Raw genomic sequence first — 18,429 nt, 5'->3', positions numbered from 1 at the left:
CCTCGGCCTAGCCGATGTCCAGCGTGCCGGCGGCATTGCGGGCGTCGTGCTGCTGGACCCGCTCCAGGTAGGCCTTCGACTTCTGCACCTCGTTCTCGAGGACGCCGATGGTCGTCGACATGTTGTCGAGCGCCTTGAGCTTGAACTCGTCGATCGAGTCCATCGTGGCGTAGATGTTGGCGAACGCGGCCTGCAGCTGCTCGATGCCGATGGTCGAGGAGGCCGCCTGCTCCTGGATCGCGGCGGAGTTCTCCTTGAGCATCTCCGAGGTGCGCTGGATCATCGCGGACGTCGTGGTGTTGAGCGCCGTGATCTGGTCGAGGACCAGCTTCTGGTTGCTCAGCGCCTGGGCGACGATGACCGCCGTACGCAGGGCGGAGATGGTCGTCGTGGTCGCCCGGTCGACGCCCTTGATCAGCTCGATGTTGTTCTTGATGATGATGTCGATGGCGAGGTAGGCCTGGATCGACACCGCGAGCTGGGTGAGCAGGTCCTGGTGCTTCTGGCGCACGTAGAACAGCACGTCCTGCGACAGTGTCTTGGCCGTCTCGGGGTCGCTCAGCTCGAGCTCGGCGATCTTGGCCGACAGCTTCGCGTCGAGCTTCTCGGCGACGTAGATGTACTGGTTGAGCCGGCCCATCACGCCCCAGAGGTTGGTCTTCTCCAGGTTGAGTGCGACGTTGTCGCGGGTCAGCTCGTCCTGCCCGCTGCGCAGCGAGTGGAGGATGCCGTTGAGCTGGCTCTGCGAGGACTGGTACTTGCGGAAGTAGTCCTCGATCTTGTCGTTGAAGGGCAGCTTGTCCCACCACTTCTTCACGCCGGTCGCCTGGCCCGGGTCGAGGTCCTCGACCGTACGACGCAGCTCCAGCAGCGTCTTGCCGACAGTGGAACCCTGCGCGATGCCGCCCGACTTGAGCGCGGTGACCGGCTTGTCGAGCATCCGGTTGGACGTCTCGGCCGCCTTGCGGATGTCGGCGTCGCCCATGGTGCGCACGTTCTCGGCCTGTGCCGCGAACTCCGGGCTGCCCGCCTTGGTGGAGGTCAGCGCGGTGATGAAGCTGTCGACCTTCGCGTCGAGCTCGGGCACCATCGCCGCCTCGACCTGCGGCGCCATCTTGGGCGCCTGGGTCTCCACGACCGGGGCCGGCGCCTCCGCCGCGGTCAGCGTGATCGCAGGCTCGGGAGGGGCGAGCGGGGCGGGTTCGGGGGCAGCGGCCTGGGAACCGTCGGTGGTCATGGCCCGAGCCTATCCAGCGAACCCTCTCCTCATGCAGGGTCAGCGGCGCAAATCAGGGTCCGGTTCAGGGGGATCCCTCGGGTCGATCTCGGTCCCACCTGGTCCTGGACGTCGTGCCCAGGACCAGGTGAGCCCCACTCGTGTCCTGACGGAGAACCCTCGGCGACGTGTCAGGCGGTGAAGGCGAGGGTGAACCGGCCGTGGTGCACGACGCTGTCGGCCGGCCACGCGTGGTAGTCGCTCCACTCGTCGTTGATGACGAACTGCTGGCTCCCCGCCGGGTTGGAGATGGAGATGGTCTTCGTGCACGTCGTCATGCCCGAGAAGTTCGTGCATCCGGTCGTGGACGTGACGGTCTTCCCGGGGCGCTGGAGGGTCATGCCGTGGTTCCACCGCGTGAACCGGTGGTCGCAGTAGCCCTTCAGCGTCACGGTCACCGTCGTGGACCGTACGACCTTGACCAGCAGCACGGAACAAGCGGATCCGCCGCCGCCGGGGTCTGTGGTCGCCGTTGCCGCGGACGGGATGGCCAGCACGGCCGCGAGGAGGGCGGTGACCGGGAACAGCTTGAGGATGGCGCTCATGATGCATCTGCTCTTTCGTCGAGGTTGACCTTGGCTACGGCACGCTAGGCAACCGGGGCGCAGGGCCGACCCACGTTGCGGGTTCCCGCAACCGCTCAGGTCCTCAGCCGGGCCAGCCACCCTTCTGTTCGGCGTAGGCATAGCCCAACGCGAAGCGGGAGCCGGCTTCGTAGAGGCGCATGAGCCTCGCGATCTCGGACTGGATCGTCCGCACGCTGACCGTCAGGATCGACGCGATCTGGGGGTCGGTGTCTCCGCGCCTCAGCAGCTCCAGGACGAGAGCCTGCCGCGTCGACAACGGCGTCGGCCGAGAGACGGTGTTGTCCGGTCGGCACGGCTGTGCGTGCGCAAACACCTCGTTCCAGTGCAGGAGCGCTGATTCGACGGCGGCCGGGGACGAGAGCCGCAGGATGGAACGGGTGGCCGGTGGCCCGCTCAGGAACACCTGTTCGTAGTCGACGACCCGCATCAGGACGGGGGCAAAGCTCGCGAAGTAGTGGCGCTCCGCGTTCGGTTCCGCCGCGAGGAGCTCCCACAGCGCGGGCTCGGTGCCTCCCCAGTCGAACACGCTGCGCATCTTCAGGCCGCGGTCGACCATCGCCCGGTTGTTGGGCAAGGAACGCGCCAGGTCCATCACCGATGCGCTCGGCCGTGTCGAGAGCAGGCTCGACCAGTCCCGCGACGCGGACACGGTCCAGCGCGCGAGGTCACCTCCCGAGGCGACGATCGACGCGTCGGGCGATAGTCCCTTGGAGGCGATCCGTTCGAGTGCCAGCGTTCGATGCGTCAACAGCCGAAGGGCGGAGTCCAGGACCGCCTGCTGCGCGACGAAGTCGTGACCTGGGGAGCGGCTGACGGCCATCGCGACAGGCAAGCAGATCGCGCTCGGCGGATCCAGTCTCCGCCACGTCTTCTTCGACTGGTCCGGTCAGGACTCCAGCTCCACCAGGAACCACGGCATCATCCACTGCGTGATCGGACCGATGGTCAGCGCGAACACGACCGTGCCGAGCCCGAGGGTGCCGCCGAGGACCAGGCCGATGACGACGACCGCGATCTCGATGCCGGTGCGGACCAGCCGGATAGACAGTCCGGTACGACGGTGCAGGCCGGTCATCAGGCCGTCGCGGGGGCCGCGGCCGAGCTGGGCGCCGATGTAGAGGGCGGTGGCGAGGCCGCACAGGAGGATGCCGCCGACCATGAGGGCGATCCGGGCAGCCAGGTTGTCGGGGGCGTCGAACATGCCGAGCGTCAGGTCCGCGGACATGCCGACGACGATCGCGTTGGAGATGGTGCCGAGGCCGGGCTTCTCGCGCAGCGGGATCCACAGCACCAGCACCACGAAGCTGAACAGCACGACCGCCTCCCCGAGAGTGATCGGGACCTGGCGAATGAAGCCGGAGTGCAGCACGTCCCACGGCGCCAGGCCGATGTTGCCGAGCACCATCAGGGCCAGGCTGACGCCGTAGAGGTACAGGCCGACGTACAGCTGGACGACGCGGCGGGGCAGCCGCCCGGCGCGGAGCTGGGCGACGGGGCCGAGGTCGGTGAGCTGGACGGCGACCCGAGGGGCAGGCGCGGCGATCGACATGACACCAGCGTGACGGGGATTGGACTGTTCCAAAATAGCCAATCGTGAGAGGGTGGCCTGCATGGAGCAGTCCACTTCGCTGTCCGCCCCGCGCTTGGCCTCCCTCGTCGACGGGTTCCACCGGTCGCCGGCATACGTCGGGCTGGCCGACGCCCTGCGCGAGCTGATCGGCGACGGGCGGATCGGCTACGGCACCCGTCTGCCCAGCGAGCGCGACCTGACCGACGCGCTCGGGGTCTCGCGGACGACGGTGACCCGGGCCTACGCGGTGCTGCGCGACTCCCACTACGCCGAGGCCCGCCAGGGCGCGGGCACCTTCACCCGGTTGCCCGGCGGGCGCACCCGTGCGCTCGACCGCGCCCTGTGGCCCAGCGACGTCGGCAACGGCGTGATCGACCTGGTCTGCGCGGCCGCGACCGCTCCCCCGGGCATCGCGGCGGTGTACGCCGAGGCGGCCGCCGACCTGCCCGCCCACCTCGGCGGTCACGGCTACTTCCCCGCCGGGATGCCGGACCTGCAGGCCGCCGTCGCGGCGACGTACGACGCCCGCGGGCTGCCGACCGCACCCGAGCAGATCATCGTCACCCCGGGCGCGCTCGCGGCGACCGCGGTCATCGGCAGCGCGCTCGCCGGCCCGCGCGACCGCGTGCTGGTCGAGTCGCCGACGTACCCCAACGCCGTGCAGGCGCTGCGCACCGGCGGCGGCCGGCTGACCACGATCGCGCTGGACCCGTCCGGGTGGGACCTCGACGCCGTCACCGCGACCGTGACCCGGCACCGGCCGCGGCTGGTCCACGTGATGCCCGACTTCCACAACCCCACCGGGCTCGTGATGTCCGAGCCCGACCGGGAGCGGTACGCCGGCCTGCTCGCCCGCCACGACGCCGTTCCCGTCGTCGACGAGGCGCACCACCTGCTGGCGCTCGACGACGAGGCCAGCGCGGGCACCCCGCTCGCGGCGCTCGCGAAGGACGCGGTCTGCGTGGGCAGCGCGAGCAAGAGCATCTGGGGCGGGCTGCGGCTGGGCTGGATCCGGGCGCCGCACGCCCTCGTCGACCGGCTCACCCGGGCCCGGGTCGGGCTCGATCTCGGCGTACCCGTCCTCGAGCAGCTGGTGCTCACCCGGCTGCTGACCGGGGACCTCGAGCCGGTGCTGCGCGGCCAGCGGGCGCGCCTGCGTGAGCAGCGCGACGCGATGGCCGGCGCGCTCGCCGAGCACCTGCCCGACTGGGAGTTCCGGCCGCCGGCCGGCGGGATGGCACTGTGGTGCCACCTGCCCGTCGCTGGCGCGACCGCCCTGTCGACCGAGGCCGAGCGGCACGGCGTGCTGCTCGCACCGGGCCCGTCGTTCGCGCCGGAGGGCGGGCTGGACCGCTACATCAGGCTCCCCTACGCGATCGCGGCGCCCCAGCTGGTCGAGGCCGTACGACGGATCGCGGACGCCTGGGCGGTCGTCACCTCGGGACGGGTGGGTGTGGCCACGCCGCCGTCGGGGTCCGAGCCGTTCCTGGTCGCCTGAGCGGGGTACTTCTTGGCCGCTGCTGTCGCTTCTTGACCGTTGCAACGGGCAAGGAGCGACGGAATCACCGCTGAAGCGGCGATTCCTGCACCGCCGCCGGCAACTCAGGCCAGGTCGACCGCGTGGATCGAGGTGGCCTCGATGGCGGTCTCGATCTGCGCGAGCGCGTCGGCCGGGATGGCGGAGTCGACGGACAGCGCGACCAGCGCCTCACCGCCCTTGGTCTCGCGGGAGACCTGCATGCCGGCGATGTTGACCAGGGCGTCGCCGAGGATCTGGCCGACCGTGCCGACCATGCCGGGCCGGTCGACGTACGTGAAGAACGCGAGGTGCTCGGTCGGCTCGATGTCGACGAGGTAGCCGTTGACCTCGACCAGCCGCTCCTTCTGGGCGATGCCGACCAGGGTGCCGCTGACGGAGACCTGGGTGCCGTCGGCGAGCGTGCCGCGCAGGGTGATGAGGTTGCGGTGGTCGCCGCTCTCGCTGTCCATCACGAGGCGTACGACGATCCCGCGCTCGGCCGCGAGCAGCGGCGCGTTGACGAAGGAGACCTGCTCCTCGACGACGTGGGCGAACACGCCCTTGAGGGCGGCGAGCTCGAGCACCTTGACGTCGTGGTCGGCGATCTCGCCGCGGACCTCCACGTCGAGCTGCTGGGCGACCTCGCCGGCGACCGCCGTGAAGATCTGGCCGAGCTTCTCCGTCAGCGGGATGCCCGGTCGGACGTCCTCGGCGATCACGCCGCCCTGGACGTTGACCGCGTCGGGGACCAGCTCGCCGGACAGCGCCAGGCGGACGGACTTCGCGACGGCGATGCCGGCCTTCTCCTGGGCCTCGTCGGTGGAGGCGCCGAGGTGCGGTGTCGCGACGACGTTCTCGAGCTCGAACAGCGGGCTGTCGGTGCAGGGCTCCTGGGTGAAGACGTCGAGGCCGGCGGCAGCGATCCGGCCGGTCTTGAGGGCGTCGTACAGCGCACCCTCGTCGACGATGCCGCCGCGTGCAGCGTTGACCAGGACCAGCGACGGCTTGGCCTTCGCGAGCGCGTCGGCGTCGATCAGGCCGATCGTCTCGGCGGTCTTGGGCAGGTGGACCGACATGAAGTCGGACTCGGCCATGAGGGTGTCGAGGTCGACCAGACGGACGCCGACCTGGGCCGCACGACCGGCCTGGACATAGGGGTCGTAGGCGATCACGTTCATGCCGAAGGCGGCGAGACGCTGGGCGACCAGGACGCCGATCCGGCCGAGGCCGACGATGCCGACGGTCTTCTCGAACAGCTCGATGCCGGTGTACTTCGACCGCTTCCACTCGCCGGCCCGCAGCGCGGCGTGCGCGGGCGAGACGTGCCGGGCGGCGGCGAGCATCAGCGCGACGGCGAGCTCGGCGGCGGACACGATGTTGGAGGTCGGGGCGTTCACGACCATCACGCCGGACTGGGTCGCGGCCTTGACGTCGACGTTGTCGAGGCCGACCCCGGCCCGCGCGACGACCTTGAGCCGGGCCGCGGCGGCCAGCGCCTCGGCGTCGACCTTGGTCGCGGACCGCACCAGGATCGCGTCGACGTCCACGATCGCCGCCAGCAGCTCCGCACGGTCGGCACCGTTGCAGTGCCGGACCTCGAAGTCCGGGCCGAGCGCCTCGACGGTGGCGGGGCTCAGCTCTTCGGCGATCAGGACGACGGGGACGGCGGGACGCACGGTCGGGTCGGTCACAGCGGGGTCCTTCGCAGGTGCGGTTCGAGAAGGGGTGCACGGCGCTGTGCGGTGCCGCCAGCCTACTCGCACCGCCCGCACGCCCGCAGACAAGTCCGAAGGGGGGTGCTCAGGCCTCGAAGAGCCCCTGTCCGACGTACTCGCCCTTGCCGACGCCGGGGGGTACGGCGAACAGCGCCTGGCCCGTGAAGCGCAGGTACTCCATCAGCGCGTCGGACTTCGACATCGCCCGCTGCAGCGGGATGAAGTGGGTGCGCGGGTCGCGCAGGTAGGCGATGAAGAAGAGGCCGGCGTCGAGACCGCCGACGTCGTTGCTGCCGTCGACGAAGTTGTAGCCGCGGCGCAGGATCCGCACCCCGTCGTTGGTGTCGGGATGCACGACGCGGACGTGGGCGTCGACCGGGATGATCGGCCCGGCGCTTCCCGACATGTCGAAGTCCGGCTCGGTCATCTCCTCGCCGCCGGACAACGGCGCACCGGTGCCCTTGGTGCGGCCGATGAACTGCTCCTGGGACTCCAGCGACTGCCGGTCCCAGACCTCGATGGTCATGTTGATCCGGCGGGTGACGAGGTACGAGCCGCCGGCCAGCCAGGCGGCCTTCGGGTCGTCGCCGGCGCCGACCCAGACGTGCTGGTCGAGGGCCTTCGTCTCCTCCGCCTTGATGTTGGCGGTGCCGTCCTTGAAGCCGAACAGGTTGCGTGGCGTGGTCTGGCTGGTGGAGGTGGTCGAGGTGCGGCCGAAGCCGAGCTGGGACCAGCGCACGGTCGTCGTACCGAACCCGATCCGGACCAGGTTGCGGATCGCGTGGACGGCGACCTGCGGGTCGTCGGCGCAGGCCTGGATGCAGATGTCGCCGTCGCTGCGGGCCGGGTCGAGCACGTCGGCGGAGAACCGGGGCAGCTGCTCGAGCGCCTCCGGGCGGCGATCGGCGAGGCCGAACCGGTCCTTGCCGTCGGCGTCGACGAACAGGCCGGGGCCGAAGCCGAAGGTGATCGTGAGCCTGCTCGACGTCAGATCGAGGGCCTCGCCGGTGTCGTCCGGTGGCGCGTTGCCCGGGCCGTCCACAGCTCCGAGCGGGCCGGCCGACTCGCCCGCGGTCATCCGGGCAGCCGCCTCGGTCCAGGCCTTGAGCAACGCGACCAGCTCGTCGCGGTCCTGGGTCGTCACGTCGAGCGCGACGAAGTGCAGCCGGTCCTGGGCGGGCGTGACGATGCCCGCCTGGCGCTCCCCGTGGAACGGGTACGACGCCGCCGGAGCCGCGACCTTCTCGGTCTCGGGAGCAGCGAGGCGTCCGGCCGCGAAGGCGCCGGCGACCCCGGCGGCAGCCGCGCCACCGCCGAGGAGTCCGCGCCGGCTGACGCGACCGTTGCCGGTCAGGAGGTCACCGCCGCAGTGAGCTTGGAGAGCGGCTCGGACAGCCCGTTGACCGCATCGGTCATCTTCTTCGTGTCGGCCGGCTCCAGCGCCATGTAGAGCACGAAGCCGTCACCGTCGCGGTACTCGTCGAGCACCGCCTGCAGCGCGTCGAACTTCGCGGTCAGCTCCTTCGCCAGCGCCGGGTCCTTGCCCTCGAGCAGCCCCTGGACACCCTCGTAGGCGACCCGGGCACCGTCGACGTTGGCCTGGAAGTCCCACAGGTCGGTGTGCGACCAGGCCTCCTCCTCGCCGGTGATCTTGCCGTTGGCGACCTCCTCGAGCAGGCCGATCGAGCCGTTGGCGATCGCGTCGATCGGGTAGGTCAGCGCGTCGGCGCCGGTGGCCCGGATCCGCCCGTCGAGCTCGGTGACGTTGGCGAGCAGGTCGTCGCCGTACGTCGTGCGCTCGGCGGGCGTCAGGGCGGTGTAGCCCTTGGCGTCCTGCGGCCACAGGTCCTTCTCGATCCGGTGCCAGCCGGTCCACTTCTCGCCGGCGGCGAAGTCGACGTCGGCCTCGCGGGCGTCGGTCTTGGGGTCGAGGTCGCCAAAGGACTCCGCGACGGTCTCGATCCGCTCCCAGTGCTCGCGGGCGACCGGGTAGAGCGCGCGGGCCTCGTCGTCCTTGCCTGCCTCGTAGAGCTGGACAAACTGCTTGGTCTTCTCCAGCAGCTGCGCGGACTGGTCCTGCACGTAGGCGCGGTAGTTGGCCTGCGCCTGGTCGATCAGCTCCTGGTCGGACGCGCTGACCTGCTGCTCGTCGTCGGAGTGGGTGACGGTGAACGGAGCCCGGATGCCCTCGCCGACCATGCCCGGCTTGCAGGCGGTGAAGTAGTCACCCTCGGGGGCGTTGACCGTGAGCTTCTTGGTGAGGTTCGGGCCGATGTTCTCGACCTCGCCGACGATCCGCAGCCCGTCGCTGCCGAGCAGGTAGAACTCGGTGACGTCCGAGCCGGTGTTGGTGACGTCGAAGCTCAGCGTGCCGGCCGGTGCCCTGGTCGCCGAGAGCTCGCAGGCGTCGGCGCTCGAGCCGACCGTCAGGGCGCGGGCGTCTCCCTTCTTGCCGTCGTTCCCGGAGGAGGCGTTCTCGGTGCAGGCGGCGAGCATCGGTACGACGGCCAGGGCGGCCACCGAGGCGAGCAGGGTCTTGCGCATCATCAGTGCTCCTGAAGCTGTCGGGAGGGACGGGTCGGTCGCTTGGTGCGGGTCCGGAGGAGGAAGAGCGCGCCCACGGGGACGACGTACAGCACCCAGGCGGTGGCCTCGAGCCAGGTCGTGGCGGGCGAGAAGTTGAAGACGCCCTTGAGCAGGGTGCCGTACCAGGACGACGGCGGGATCGCGTCGGAGACGTCGAAGGCCAGGTCGTGCAGGCCCGGCAGGATCCCGGCCTCCTGGAGGTCGTGGATGCCGTAGGCGAGGACGCCGCCGGCGACCAGGATGAGGAAGGCGCCGGTCCAGGTGAAGAAGACCGTGAGGTTGAGGCGGATCGCGCCCCGGTAGATGAGGTAGCCCAGCGCGACGGCGACCAGGATGCCGAGCATCGCGCCGACGAGGGGCTCCCAGGTCGGGGTCACCGACCCGATCGTGTCGCGGGTGCCGGCCTGGGTGGCCGCCCACAGGAAGAGCGCGGTCTCGAGGCCCTCGCGACCGACCGCGAGGACCGCGACGACGACGAGCGACCAGCGCCCGCCCTCGGCGGCCCGGTCGATCTGGCCGCGCAGCTCGGCACCGAGCCCGCGGGCGGCTGTCGACATCCAGAAGATCATCCAGGTGACGAACGCGACGGCGACGATCGACAGGGTGCCGCCGATCGCCTCCTGGGCCTCGAAGGTCAGGCCGCGTGGCCCGTAGGTCAGTGCGGCGCCGAAACCGAGCGCGACCGCGACCGCGATGCCGACGCCCGCCCAGACCCGGGGCAGCAGCTCACGGCGCTCCGACTTGACGAGGTAGGCCACCAGGATGCTGACGACCAGCGCGGCCTCGAGGCCTTCGCGCAGTCCGATCAGGAAGTTGGCGAGCACGAACGTGGAGGTTACTCCGCATGGTTAGCCTTGCCTAATGGAGGGTGCCCTCACTTGCCCGGCGATCCCCCGTCGATCCCCCGTCATGCGTCGGGACGTGAGACGACGGCGCGGCGGTGGCTGACCGTCGTACCTCTGGAGTCCTAAGGTCGACGTACCAGGTTTCGCCGTCGACGAAGGAGTCAGGCCATGCGCGTTTTCACGACGTTCGAGGAGCTCACCGAGGCCGCCGGGACCGAGCTCGGGACCAGCGACTGGGTCACCATCGACCAGCGCCGGGTCAACCAGTTCGCCGACGCGACCGGTGACCACCAGTGGATCCACGTCGACCTGGAGCGCGCCAAGGAGGGACCGTTCGGCGGCACCATCGCCCACGGGTACCTGACCCTGTCACTCGTGCCGTGGCTCGGCAGCCAGGTGTTCACACTGCGCACCCCGGGCGCCAAGCTCAACTACGGCGTCAACAAGGTCCGCTTCCCCGCGCCCCTGCTGGTGGGCAAGCGGATCCGGCTGCACGTGACGATGGGCGACGTGGTCGACATCCCCAGCGGCAAGCAGCTCACCGTGCACCACACGATCGAGATCGAGGACGAGACCAAGCCGGCCTGCGTCGCCGAGACGGTGGTCCTGCTGCTGCCCTGATCAGGCAGTGACCCGGCTGTCCCAGGCCTGGGCGAGCGCCTGCTCGAACAGCTCGGTCGGCTGCGCGCCGGAGATGCCGAAGCGGCCGTCGAGGACGAAGAACGGGACGCCGCTCGAGCCGTAGGCCCGGGCCTGCGCGACGTCGGCCATCACCTCGTCGCGGAACTCGTCGCTGCCGAGGACCTCCTCGACGCGGCCGGCGTCCAGGCCCGCCTCGGCCGCGGCCTTGCGGAGCACGTCGTGGTCGCCGAGCGACTCACCACGGGTGAAGTACGCCGCCAGGACCTGCTCCATCAGCTCGTGCTGTCGGCCCTCGGCCGCCGCCAGGTGGAGCAGGCGGTGCGCGGTGAGGGTCCGGGAGTGCAGCGCGTCGGCGTGGGCGAACTCCAGGCCCTCCCCCGCGGCGACCTCGTCGGCGCGGGCCATCATCGCCCGGGTCCCGGCCTCGTCGGCGCCGAACTTGCGGCCCAGCACCTGCACGGTGGTCTCGGTGCCGACCTCGGGGGCGAAGGGGTCCAGCTCGTAGGAGCGGTAGACGACCTCGACCTCGTCGCGGTGCTCGAACGAGGCGAGCGCCTTCTCCAGTCGGCGCTTGCCGATGTAGCACCACGGACACACGACGTCGGCCCAGATCTCGATACGCACGTGGGGTCCAACGCGTCGTACCCCTGATTGCTTCCCCGGAGATCCCCTAGGGGCCTCGGGGTCGAGGTCAGGGACGGGTCAAGGGATGTGCCCGAAGCGCCGGGAGGCCCACCGGCGACAGGCTTCGGGACATGATCACAGTCGAGTCCCTCAGCAAGTCGTACGGGAGCTTCACCGCCGTCGACGACGTGTCGTTCACCGCAGCGCCGGGCCGCGTCACCGGGTTCCTCGGACCCAACGGCGCCGGCAAGTCCACCACCATGCGGGTGATGGTCGGCCTGACCGCGCCCGGAAGCGGCGAGGTCCGCGTCCTCGGGCGCCGGTTCGCCGACCTGCCCGACCCGGGCCGCGAGGTCGGCGTGCTGCTCGACGCTTCGGCGCAGCACGCGGGCCGGACCGGCCGCGAGATCCTCACCATCGCGGCCCTCACCATGGGCCTGCCGCGCACCCGCGTCGACGAGATGCTCGAGCGGGTCAGCCTGACGCCGGACGAGGCCAGCCGCCGGGTCCGCAACTACTCGCTCGGCATGCGGCAGCGGCTGGGCATCGGTACGGCGCTGCTCGGCAACCCCGAGGTGCTCATCCTCGACGAGCCCGCCAACGGCCTCGACCCGGCCGGCATCCGCTGGATGCGCGACCTGCTGCGCGGCTTCGCCGACCAGGGCGGCACCGTGCTGCTCTCCAGCCACCTGCTGCACGAGATCGAGGTCATCGCGGACGACCTCGTCGTCATCGGCAACGGCCGGATCGTCGCCCAGGGCACCAAGGAAGAGCTGCTCGCCGGCGCGGGCACCCTGGTTCGCGCCGCCGACGGCACCGCGCTCGCCGGTGCGCTCGTCACCGCCGGGATCGCCGCGCGGCCCACCTCCGGTGGCGCCGTCCTCGCCGAGGCCGACCTCACCCGCGTGGGCCAGGCCGCCTTCGCGGCCGGCATCGCCGTCACCGAGCTGCGCGCCGCCGACGGGGAGGGCCTCGAGGAGATGTTCCTGGCCCTCACCGCCGAGAGCCAGCGCGAGACCGTCAACCACGCCACGACCACGCAAGGAGCAGCGGCATGACCGCCACCACCCTCGACGCCGCACCGGGCGTCGTACCGACCACCGAGCGGACGCGTCCCGTGCCCGCGCGGACCCCGTTCAGCCGGGTGCAGCGCGTCGAGCTGCGCAAGATGTTCGACACCCGCTCCGGCTTCTGGCTGATGGCGAGCATCGTCATCACCTCGGCGATCGCCACCGTGGTCACGCTGCTCGTCGGCAACCGCGACGACCTCACCTTCGACTCGTTCGCCGCCGCCATCGGCAGCCCGATGTCGATCATCCTCCCGGTGATCGGCGTGCTCGCGGTCACCAGCGAGTGGAGCCAGCGCACGACGCTGACCACGTTCACCCTGGTCCCGGGCCGCTCCCGCGTGCTGGCCGCCAAGCTGCTCAACACGCTGGCCATCGGCTTCGCCGGCATGCTCATCGCGCTGGGCGTGGGCGCCCTCGGCAACCTGATCACCTCGATGATCACGGGCGTCGACCCGGTGTGGGACATCTCGGTCGGTACCTTCGCCCAGATCGTGCTCGCCAACGAGATGGGCATGCTGCTCGGCTTCGCCCTCGGCCTGCTGTTCCGCAGCTCGCCTGCCGCGATCGTCGGCTACTTCGTGGTCAACCTGGTCCTGCCCGGCCTGTCCGGCGCGCTGGCCTCCGCCCAGGAGTGGTGGGCCGACAACGCCGGCTGGTTCGACCTGAACCAGACCCGCTTCCTGCTCTTCGACAGCAACCTCACCGGCCAGGAGTGGGCGCAGCTCGGCGTCACCTCGGTCCTGTGGATCGTGCTGCCGCTGCTCATCGGCACCCGGCTGGTGCTGCGCTCCGAGGTGAAGTAGCCGACCCGGCCCGAAGTAGCTCGTCAACTGCGCCGACCCGGCCCGAAGTAGCTCGCCAACAGCGCCGACCCGGCCCGAAGTAGCTCGCCAACAGCGCCGACCCGGCAGAAAATGACCTCCCCGGACGTCACTTTCTGCCGGGTCGATGCAATTCCCGAGCCAGTTTCTGCCGGGTCGATGCAATTCCCGAGCCACTTTCTGCCGGGTCGGCGTGCATGCAGATGCCCAACATGGGTGAGTCGCCGCTGGCGGGAACGTGCGAGCGTCGTGGGGTCTCGACCGACTCACCTTGGGGGCCACTGTGCGTCGTCACCGTCAGCACCGCATCCGTACTGCGGTCGTCCTGCTCGCCGCGATCGTGACCGCGCTCACGACGCTCGCCACCGGCGGGCCGCCGGCAATCGGACAACCCGCTCACCAACGGCTCATCCCGTCGGCGGTCCCGGCGGCGACGCCGAACATCCTGGACGGCCGGACCCTGGCGATCGCGGAGGTCGGCAGCAAGGTGTTCGTGGGTGGCACGTTCACCCTGGCGCAGAACCCGGACACGAGCGCGCAGCTGCCGACGCCGTACCTGTTCGCATACGACCGCGGCACCGGCGTCATCGACCCGGTCTTCGCACCGGCACTCGACGGCCTGGTGACCGCGATCGTGGCGTCGCCGGACGGCAGCGAGCTGTACGTCGCCGGAACCTTCAAGCTCGCCGGTACGACGAAGGTCCGCAACATCATCAAGATCAACACGTCCACCGGGGCACTGGTGCCGGGGTTCAAGAACCCCAGCCCCAACGGCAGCGTCCTCGACCTCGCCCTCGTGGGCAGCCGGCTGTTCCTCGCCGGCACCTTCACGACCGTCGCGACCCTGCCGCGGGCCGGACTGGCGTCGCTGAACGCGACCACCGGCGACGTGGACGAGTACCTCAAGATCGCCGTCGACACGAACCACAACTGGCCCTCCGGTACAGCGAAGGCGCCCGTCGGTGTCGGGAAGCTCGCCGCGAGCCCCGACGGGACCCGGCTGGTCGCGATCGGCAACTTCAAGCACGCCGACGGGCTCGACCGCGACCAGGTCGCGCTGATCCGGCTCGGCGTCGACAACGCGTACGTCGACCCCGACTGGAAGACGACGCGCTACACCCCCGCGTGCAGCAAGAACTCCTTCGACTCCTACGTGCGCGACGTCGACTACTCCCCCGACGGCTCCTACTTCGTGATCGCCGCCAGCGGCGCCGGCTACAACGGCACGCTGTGCGACTCCGCGGCACGGTTCGACACCGCGGTGACCGGGCAGGACGTGCAGCCCACCTGGCAGGCCGCGACCGGCCAGGACTCCCTGCTGTCGGTCGCGATCGCCGACAACGTCGTCTACGTCGGCGGCCACCAGAAGTGGATGAACGCGATCCAGAGTGGTGCCGACCAGCAGGCCGGCCAGGTGCCGCGGCCCGGCCTGGCCGCACTCGACCCGCAGAACGGCATCCCGTTGACCTGGAACCCGGGCCGGCACCCGCGGGGCATCGGGGCCGAGGAGCTGCTGGCCACCGACAACGGCGTGTACGTCGGCAGCGACACCGAGTACATCGGCAACGGTGAGTACCGCCGGGCCCGCCTCGCCTTCTTCCCTGTGGAAGGCGGGACGGCCCCGGTCACCCAGGCCGACCCGGTACTCCCGCGCAGCATGTACCGGCTCTCCGCGAACACGGTCACCACGCGTCAGTTCTCGGGCAGCTCGATCACGACGCCGACCACGGTGACCACCACGGGCGGCACCAACTGGAACAGCGTGCGCGGCGCCTTCATGATCGGCTCCAAGCTGGTCTACGGGTCGACCGACAACAAGCTGCACTACCGGACCTTCGACGGCACCGCGTTCGGACCGGACAACGTCATCGACCCCTACAACGACCCGTACTGGAGCGATGTCACCAGCAGCGGCGGCACGGCGACCTATCGCGGACGGGTGCCCAACCTGTACGGGCAGCTGTCCAACGTCACCGGCATGGCGTACGCCGACGGCCGGCTCTACTACACGCGCAGCCTGCAGGGGAAGGTGTTCTGGCGCTGGTTCTCGCCGCAGAGCCTGATCGTCGGAGCGGCTGAGTTCACGGTCGCGTCGTCGAACTTCCCGCTGCTCCAGGACGTCCGCAACCTCGTGTACGCCGACGGGCAGCTGTGGGCCGGCATGTCGACCAACCAGCTGTGGCGCCTGCCCGTCGCGGACGGCGTCACCAGCGGCGCCTGGACGCGGGTGACCGGCAACGGCATCGACACCAGCCCCGTGTGGTCGAGCGGCACCATGTTCCTCGGCCCGCTCGCCAACCAGCTGCCGACCGCTGCGTTCACTCCGACCTGCTCCGGCCAGTCCTGCTCCTTCGACGGCACGGCCTCGACGGACGCCGACGGCACGGTCACCTCGTGGGCGTGGACGTTCGGTGACGGCGGCACGGCGACGGGCGCCCAGCCCAGCCACGTGTACGCCGCGCCCGGCACCTACTCCGTGACGCTCACCGTGACCGACGAGAACGGCGGCACGGGCACCACGACGCAGCCCGTCGTGATCCAGGGTGGTACCAGCCAGATCGGCTACCGGGACTCCACGGGCAAGGTCACCAACGCGACGAGCATCGTGTCGCCGATCCCCGCGACCGCGCAGGCCGGTGACGGCCTGGTCGCCGTGGTCTCGGCAGCCACGACCGCCGTACCCGCGGCGCCGGCGGGCTGGACCCAGGTCGGCTCTCCTGCCGCCACCGACGCGATGACGACCGTGGTCTGGCAGAAGGTGGCCGCGGCCGACGACGCCGGCCGCAACGTGACCGTCAGCTTCGGCGCCACGGCGGTGAAGGCGACGCTGACCGTGCTGGCCTACTCGGGCACCGACCCCGGAGGTCCTGTCGCCGCTGTCGCCGGCCTCGCCGAGACCACCGCGACGACCACGCACCACAGTCCGCTGGTCAGCACGCCCGGCAACTGGGTGGTCACCGTGTGGTCCGACCGGTCCTCCGCGACCACGGCCTTCGCCGAGCCCGCCGGCTCGACCATGCGGCAGCGCCTGATCGGCACCGGCGGCGGCCACGCCGACCAGCTCGTCGCCGACACCGGCGGTCCCGTCGCTGCGGGTCAGTACGGCGACCAGGTCGCCACCGCCGACTCCTCGGCGAAGGGGACCAGCGTCACGATCGCGCTGCACTGACCCGGCCCGCTCGACCACGCAGGCCGCGCCCGCACCGGGCGCGGCCGTGCGAGGATCCGGGCATGGAGCTGACCTCGACCTGGTGGTTCTGGGCCCTGCTGTCCGCGGTCTTCGCAGCCCTGACGGCGATCTTCGCGAAGGTCGGCGTCAAGCAGATCGACTCTGACGTCGCGACCTTCATCCGCACCATCGTGATCCTGGTGACGCTCGGCCTGATCCTGCTGGCGCTCGGCAAGTTCCACTCCCCCGGCGCGGTCGGCGCCCGGACGTGGGTGTTCCTCGTCCTGTCCGGGCTCGCCACCGGTGCGTCGTGGATCTGCTACTTCCGCGCCCTCAAGCTCGGCGACGCCTCGCTCGTGGCGCCGGTCGACAAGCTGAGCGTCGTGCTCGTGGCGGTCTTCGGCGTGACCCTGCTCGGCGAGCGGCTCTCGCTCCTGCAGTGGGGCGGCATCGCCCTGGTCGGCGCGGGGGCGGTGCTGCTGGTGGTCAGCGGGTGAACAGGCAGAAGGTGTGCCCCGCCGGGTCGGCGTAGACCCGCAACGGCTCCTCGGGGTCGTCGGACTGGTCGAGGCGGACCACCGCACCCAGCGCGAGGGCGCGCTCGTGGCTCTCGTCGAGGTCGGCGCGGTCGTCGACCTGGAAGTCGAGGTGCAGCTGCTGCGGCACCTCGGCGCTCGGCCAGGTCGTGGGAGCGAGCTCGTCGACCTGCTGGAACGACAGCCGCTCGCCGTCGGGGCCGACGATCGAGCGCCAGTCGGTGAACTCCTCGATGTCGAAGCCCTCGGGGTAGGACCAGCCGAGGAGCCGGCGGTAGAACTCCGCCAGCACCGGGACGTCGGTGGTGTCGAGGACGGTGCTGCGCAGCCGTGGGTAGCCCATGCGCCGCACCTTGCCACGAGACGCCGACACCCCCGGCCGTGACGGGTCCGGGGGTGTCGAGCGGAGTACGACGGGAGGTCAGCGCGCGGCCGAGCCCTCGGTGTAGTCGTCGTCGGTGTGCGCCCACGAGAAGTGCGAGCGCAGGGTCCTGCCGACGGCCTCGATCGGGTGCTGGGCACCCTTCTCGCGCAGCGCCGTGAACTCCGGCGCGCCGGCGTCCTGGTCGGCGATGAAGCGCTCGGCGAACGCGCCGCTCTGGATGTCGGCGAGGACGGCCTGCATGTTCTCCTTGACACGCGGGTCGATGACGCGCGGGCCGGAGACGTAGTCGCCGTACTCAGCGGTGTCGGAGACCGACCAGCGCTGCTTGGCGATGCCGCCCTCCCACATCAGGTCGACGATGAGCTTGAGCTCGTGGAGGACCTCGAAGTAGGCGATCTCGCCCTGGTAGCCGGCCTCGGTGAGGGTCTCGTAGCCGTACTGGATCAGCTGCGAGACACCACCGCAGAGGACCGACTGCTCACCGAACAGGTCGGTCTCGGTCTCCTCGGTGAAGGTGGTCTTGATGACGCCGGCGCGGGTGCCGCCGATGCCCTTCGCGTAGGACTTCGCGAGGTCCCAGGCCTTGCCCGAGGCGTCCTGCTCGACGGCGATGATGTCCGGGATGCCGCGGCCGGCGACGTACTCGCGGCGCACGGTGTGGCCCGGGGCCTTCGGGGCGACGAGGATGACGTCGACGCCGGCCGGGGGCTGGATGTAGCCGAAGCGGATGTTGAAGCCGTGGCCGAAGACCAGGGTGTCGCCCTCGGCGAGCGCCGGCGCGATGTCGTCGGCGTACAGGTGGCGCTGCACCTGGTCGGGGGCGAGGATGACGATGACGTCGGCCTCCTCCGCGGCCTCGCGCGGGGTGAGGACGCGCAGGCCCTCCTCCTCCGCCTTGGCGCGGCTCTTCGAGCCCTCCTTGAGGCCGACGCGGACGTCGACGCCGGAGTCGCGCAGGTTCAGCGCGTGCGCGTGGCCCTGGCTGCCGTAACCGATGACAGCGACGTGCTTGCCCTGGATGAGGGACAGGTCGGCGTCGTCGTCGTAGTAGATCTCAGCCACGTCGGGCTTCTCCTTGCTGGTT

General features: G+C 70.7%; 17 protein-coding genes. 6 read left to right on the top strand and 11 right to left on the bottom strand.

Annotated elements, in window-relative coordinates; all coding sequences use genetic code 11:
* Nucleotides 1-7 precede the first annotated feature (7 nt).
* The 4 genes from ACZYRU_RS16860 to yczE form a co-directional block, all read right to left on the bottom strand.
* On the bottom strand, nt 8-1,237 hold the full coding sequence (locus tag ACZYRU_RS16860; RefSeq protein ID WP_488958253.1) for a toxic anion resistance protein: 1,230 nt from the start codon (nt 1,235-1,237) through the stop codon (nt 8-10).
* 170 nt (nt 1,238-1,407) lie between these two features.
* The gene (locus ACZYRU_RS16855) at nt 1,408-1,821 is read right to left on the bottom strand and encodes a hypothetical protein (protein ID WP_488958252.1); all 414 of its coding nucleotides are present in this window, start codon (nt 1,819-1,821) and stop codon (nt 1,408-1,410) included.
* Between the two features lie 103 nt (nt 1,822-1,924).
* Nucleotides 1,925-2,683 carry a helix-turn-helix transcriptional regulator gene (locus ACZYRU_RS16850; protein ID WP_488958251.1) on the bottom strand — a complete coding sequence of 253 codons (759 nt, stop codon included), beginning with the start codon at nt 2,681-2,683 and terminating at the stop codon, nt 1,925-1,927.
* Nucleotides 2,684-2,749: 66 nt separating this feature from the next.
* A complete protein-coding gene (gene yczE, locus ACZYRU_RS16845; RefSeq protein WP_488958250.1) occupies nt 2,750-3,412 on the bottom strand; it encodes a membrane protein YczE in 663 nt (220 codons plus the stop codon).
* Between the two features lie 61 nt (nt 3,413-3,473).
* On the opposite strand from yczE, the gene yczR reads away from it, so the two are divergent.
* Nucleotides 3,474-4,931: a MocR-like transcription factor YczR gene (yczR, locus tag ACZYRU_RS16840; RefSeq protein ID WP_488958249.1), complete on the top strand. Its 1,458-nt coding sequence runs from the start codon at nt 3,474-3,476 to the stop codon at nt 4,929-4,931.
* Nucleotides 4,932-5,035: 104 nt separating this feature from the next.
* Here the strand turns inward: yczR and serA are convergent, their stop codons facing one another.
* From serA to efeU, 4 genes are all read right to left on the bottom strand, one after another.
* A complete protein-coding gene (gene serA, locus ACZYRU_RS16835; RefSeq protein ID WP_488958248.1) occupies nt 5,036-6,643 on the bottom strand; it encodes a phosphoglycerate dehydrogenase in 1,608 nt (535 codons plus the stop codon).
* A gap of 109 nt (nt 6,644-6,752) precedes the next feature.
* Nucleotides 6,753-8,021 carry an iron uptake transporter deferrochelatase/peroxidase subunit gene (gene efeB / locus ACZYRU_RS16830; protein ID WP_488958654.1) on the bottom strand — a complete coding sequence of 423 codons (1,269 nt, stop codon included), beginning with the start codon at nt 8,019-8,021 and terminating at the stop codon, nt 6,753-6,755.
* Nucleotides 8,018-9,214 (bottom strand): iron uptake system protein EfeO, encoded by a 1,197-nt coding sequence (gene efeO, locus ACZYRU_RS16825; protein WP_488958247.1) that lies wholly within the window; start codon nt 9,212-9,214, stop codon nt 8,018-8,020. The genes efeB and efeO overlap by 4 nt, the downstream gene beginning before the upstream one ends.
* Nucleotides 9,214-10,077: an iron uptake transporter permease EfeU gene (gene efeU, locus ACZYRU_RS16820; RefSeq protein ID WP_488958246.1), complete on the bottom strand. Its 864-nt coding sequence runs from the start codon at nt 10,075-10,077 to the stop codon at nt 9,214-9,216. The genes efeO and efeU overlap by 1 nt, the downstream gene beginning before the upstream one ends.
* A 189-nt stretch (nt 10,078-10,266) precedes the next feature.
* Between efeU and ACZYRU_RS16815 the strand changes: the two genes are divergently transcribed.
* Entirely contained in the window at nt 10,267-10,719 is a 453-nt protein-coding gene (locus ACZYRU_RS16815) for a MaoC family dehydratase (RefSeq protein ID WP_488958245.1), read from the top strand.
* Here ACZYRU_RS16815 and ACZYRU_RS16810 read toward each other — a convergent pair whose 3' ends face one another.
* Nucleotides 10,720-11,364, bottom strand: coding sequence for a DsbA family oxidoreductase (locus ACZYRU_RS16810; RefSeq protein ID WP_488958244.1), 645 nt, complete (start codon nt 11,362-11,364; stop codon nt 10,720-10,722). It abuts the gene before it with no gap.
* Between the two features lie 131 nt (nt 11,365-11,495).
* Here ACZYRU_RS16810 and ACZYRU_RS16805 point away from each other — a divergent pair, with 131 nt between their 5' ends.
* From ACZYRU_RS16805 to ACZYRU_RS16790, 4 genes are all read left to right on the top strand, one after another.
* Nucleotides 11,496-12,422 carry an ABC transporter ATP-binding protein gene (locus ACZYRU_RS16805; protein WP_488958243.1) on the top strand — a complete coding sequence of 309 codons (927 nt, stop codon included), beginning with the start codon at nt 11,496-11,498 and terminating at the stop codon, nt 12,420-12,422.
* Nucleotides 12,419-13,237 (top strand): ABC-2 transporter permease, encoded by an 819-nt coding sequence (locus tag ACZYRU_RS16800; protein ID WP_488958242.1) that lies wholly within the window; start codon nt 12,419-12,421, stop codon nt 13,235-13,237. Before ACZYRU_RS16805 ends, ACZYRU_RS16800 begins: the two co-directional genes overlap by 4 nt.
* Before the next feature lie 301 nt (nt 13,238-13,538).
* On the top strand, nt 13,539-16,424 hold the full coding sequence (locus ACZYRU_RS16795) for a PKD domain-containing protein (RefSeq protein WP_488958241.1): 2,886 nt from the start codon (nt 13,539-13,541) through the stop codon (nt 16,422-16,424).
* A gap of 62 nt (nt 16,425-16,486) precedes the next feature.
* Nucleotides 16,487-16,921 (top strand): EamA family transporter, encoded by a 435-nt coding sequence (locus ACZYRU_RS16790; protein WP_488958240.1) that lies wholly within the window; start codon nt 16,487-16,489, stop codon nt 16,919-16,921.
* On the opposite strand, the gene ACZYRU_RS16785 is transcribed toward ACZYRU_RS16790, so the two are convergent.
* A complete protein-coding gene (locus tag ACZYRU_RS16785; protein WP_488958239.1) occupies nt 16,911-17,303 on the bottom strand; it encodes a VOC family protein in 393 nt (130 codons plus the stop codon). The genes ACZYRU_RS16790 and ACZYRU_RS16785 overlap by 11 nt on opposite strands.
* A gap of 78 nt (nt 17,304-17,381) precedes the next feature.
* The gene (ilvC, locus tag ACZYRU_RS16780; protein ID WP_141799710.1) at nt 17,382-18,407 is read right to left on the bottom strand and encodes a ketol-acid reductoisomerase; all 1,026 of its coding nucleotides are present in this window, start codon (nt 18,405-18,407) and stop codon (nt 17,382-17,384) included.
* Nucleotides 18,408-18,429 lie beyond the last annotated feature (22 nt).

Source organism: Nocardioides sp. F233, assembly GCF_057813895.1.
The sequence above is the reverse complement of the archived record's forward strand: the minus strand, read 5'-3'. Positions and strand labels throughout refer to the sequence as shown.

Excerpts from the sequence above, each read along its gene's own strand:
- ACZYRU_RS16850 (WP_488958251.1), bottom strand. The coding sequence starts at position 2,683 with ATGGCCGTCAGCCGCTCCCCAGGTCACGACTTCGTCGCGCAGCAGGCG.
- yczE (WP_488958250.1), bottom strand. The coding sequence starts at position 3,412 with ATGTCGATCGCCGCGCCTGCCCCTCGGGTCGCCGTCCAGCTCACCGAC.
- ACZYRU_RS16805 (WP_488958243.1), top strand. The coding sequence starts at position 11,496 with ATGATCACAGTCGAGTCCCTCAGCAAGTCGTACGGGAGCTTCACCGCC.
- ACZYRU_RS16860 (WP_488958253.1), bottom strand. The coding sequence starts at position 1,237 with ATGACCACCGACGGTTCCCAGGCCGCTGCCCCCGAACCCGCCCCGCTC.
- ACZYRU_RS16785 (WP_488958239.1), bottom strand. The coding sequence starts at position 17,303 with ATGGGCTACCCACGGCTGCGCAGCACCGTCCTCGACACCACCGACGTC.
- ACZYRU_RS16790 (WP_488958240.1), top strand. The coding sequence starts at position 16,487 with ATGGAGCTGACCTCGACCTGGTGGTTCTGGGCCCTGCTGTCCGCGGTC.
- ACZYRU_RS16800 (WP_488958242.1), top strand. The coding sequence starts at position 12,419 with ATGACCGCCACCACCCTCGACGCCGCACCGGGCGTCGTACCGACCACC.
- yczR (WP_488958249.1), top strand. The coding sequence starts at position 3,474 with ATGGAGCAGTCCACTTCGCTGTCCGCCCCGCGCTTGGCCTCCCTCGTC.
- ACZYRU_RS16815 (WP_488958245.1), top strand. The coding sequence starts at position 10,267 with ATGCGCGTTTTCACGACGTTCGAGGAGCTCACCGAGGCCGCCGGGACC.
- ACZYRU_RS16855 (WP_488958252.1), bottom strand. The coding sequence starts at position 1,821 with ATGAGCGCCATCCTCAAGCTGTTCCCGGTCACCGCCCTCCTCGCGGCC.
- efeO (WP_488958247.1), bottom strand. The coding sequence starts at position 9,214 with ATGATGCGCAAGACCCTGCTCGCCTCGGTGGCCGCCCTGGCCGTCGTA.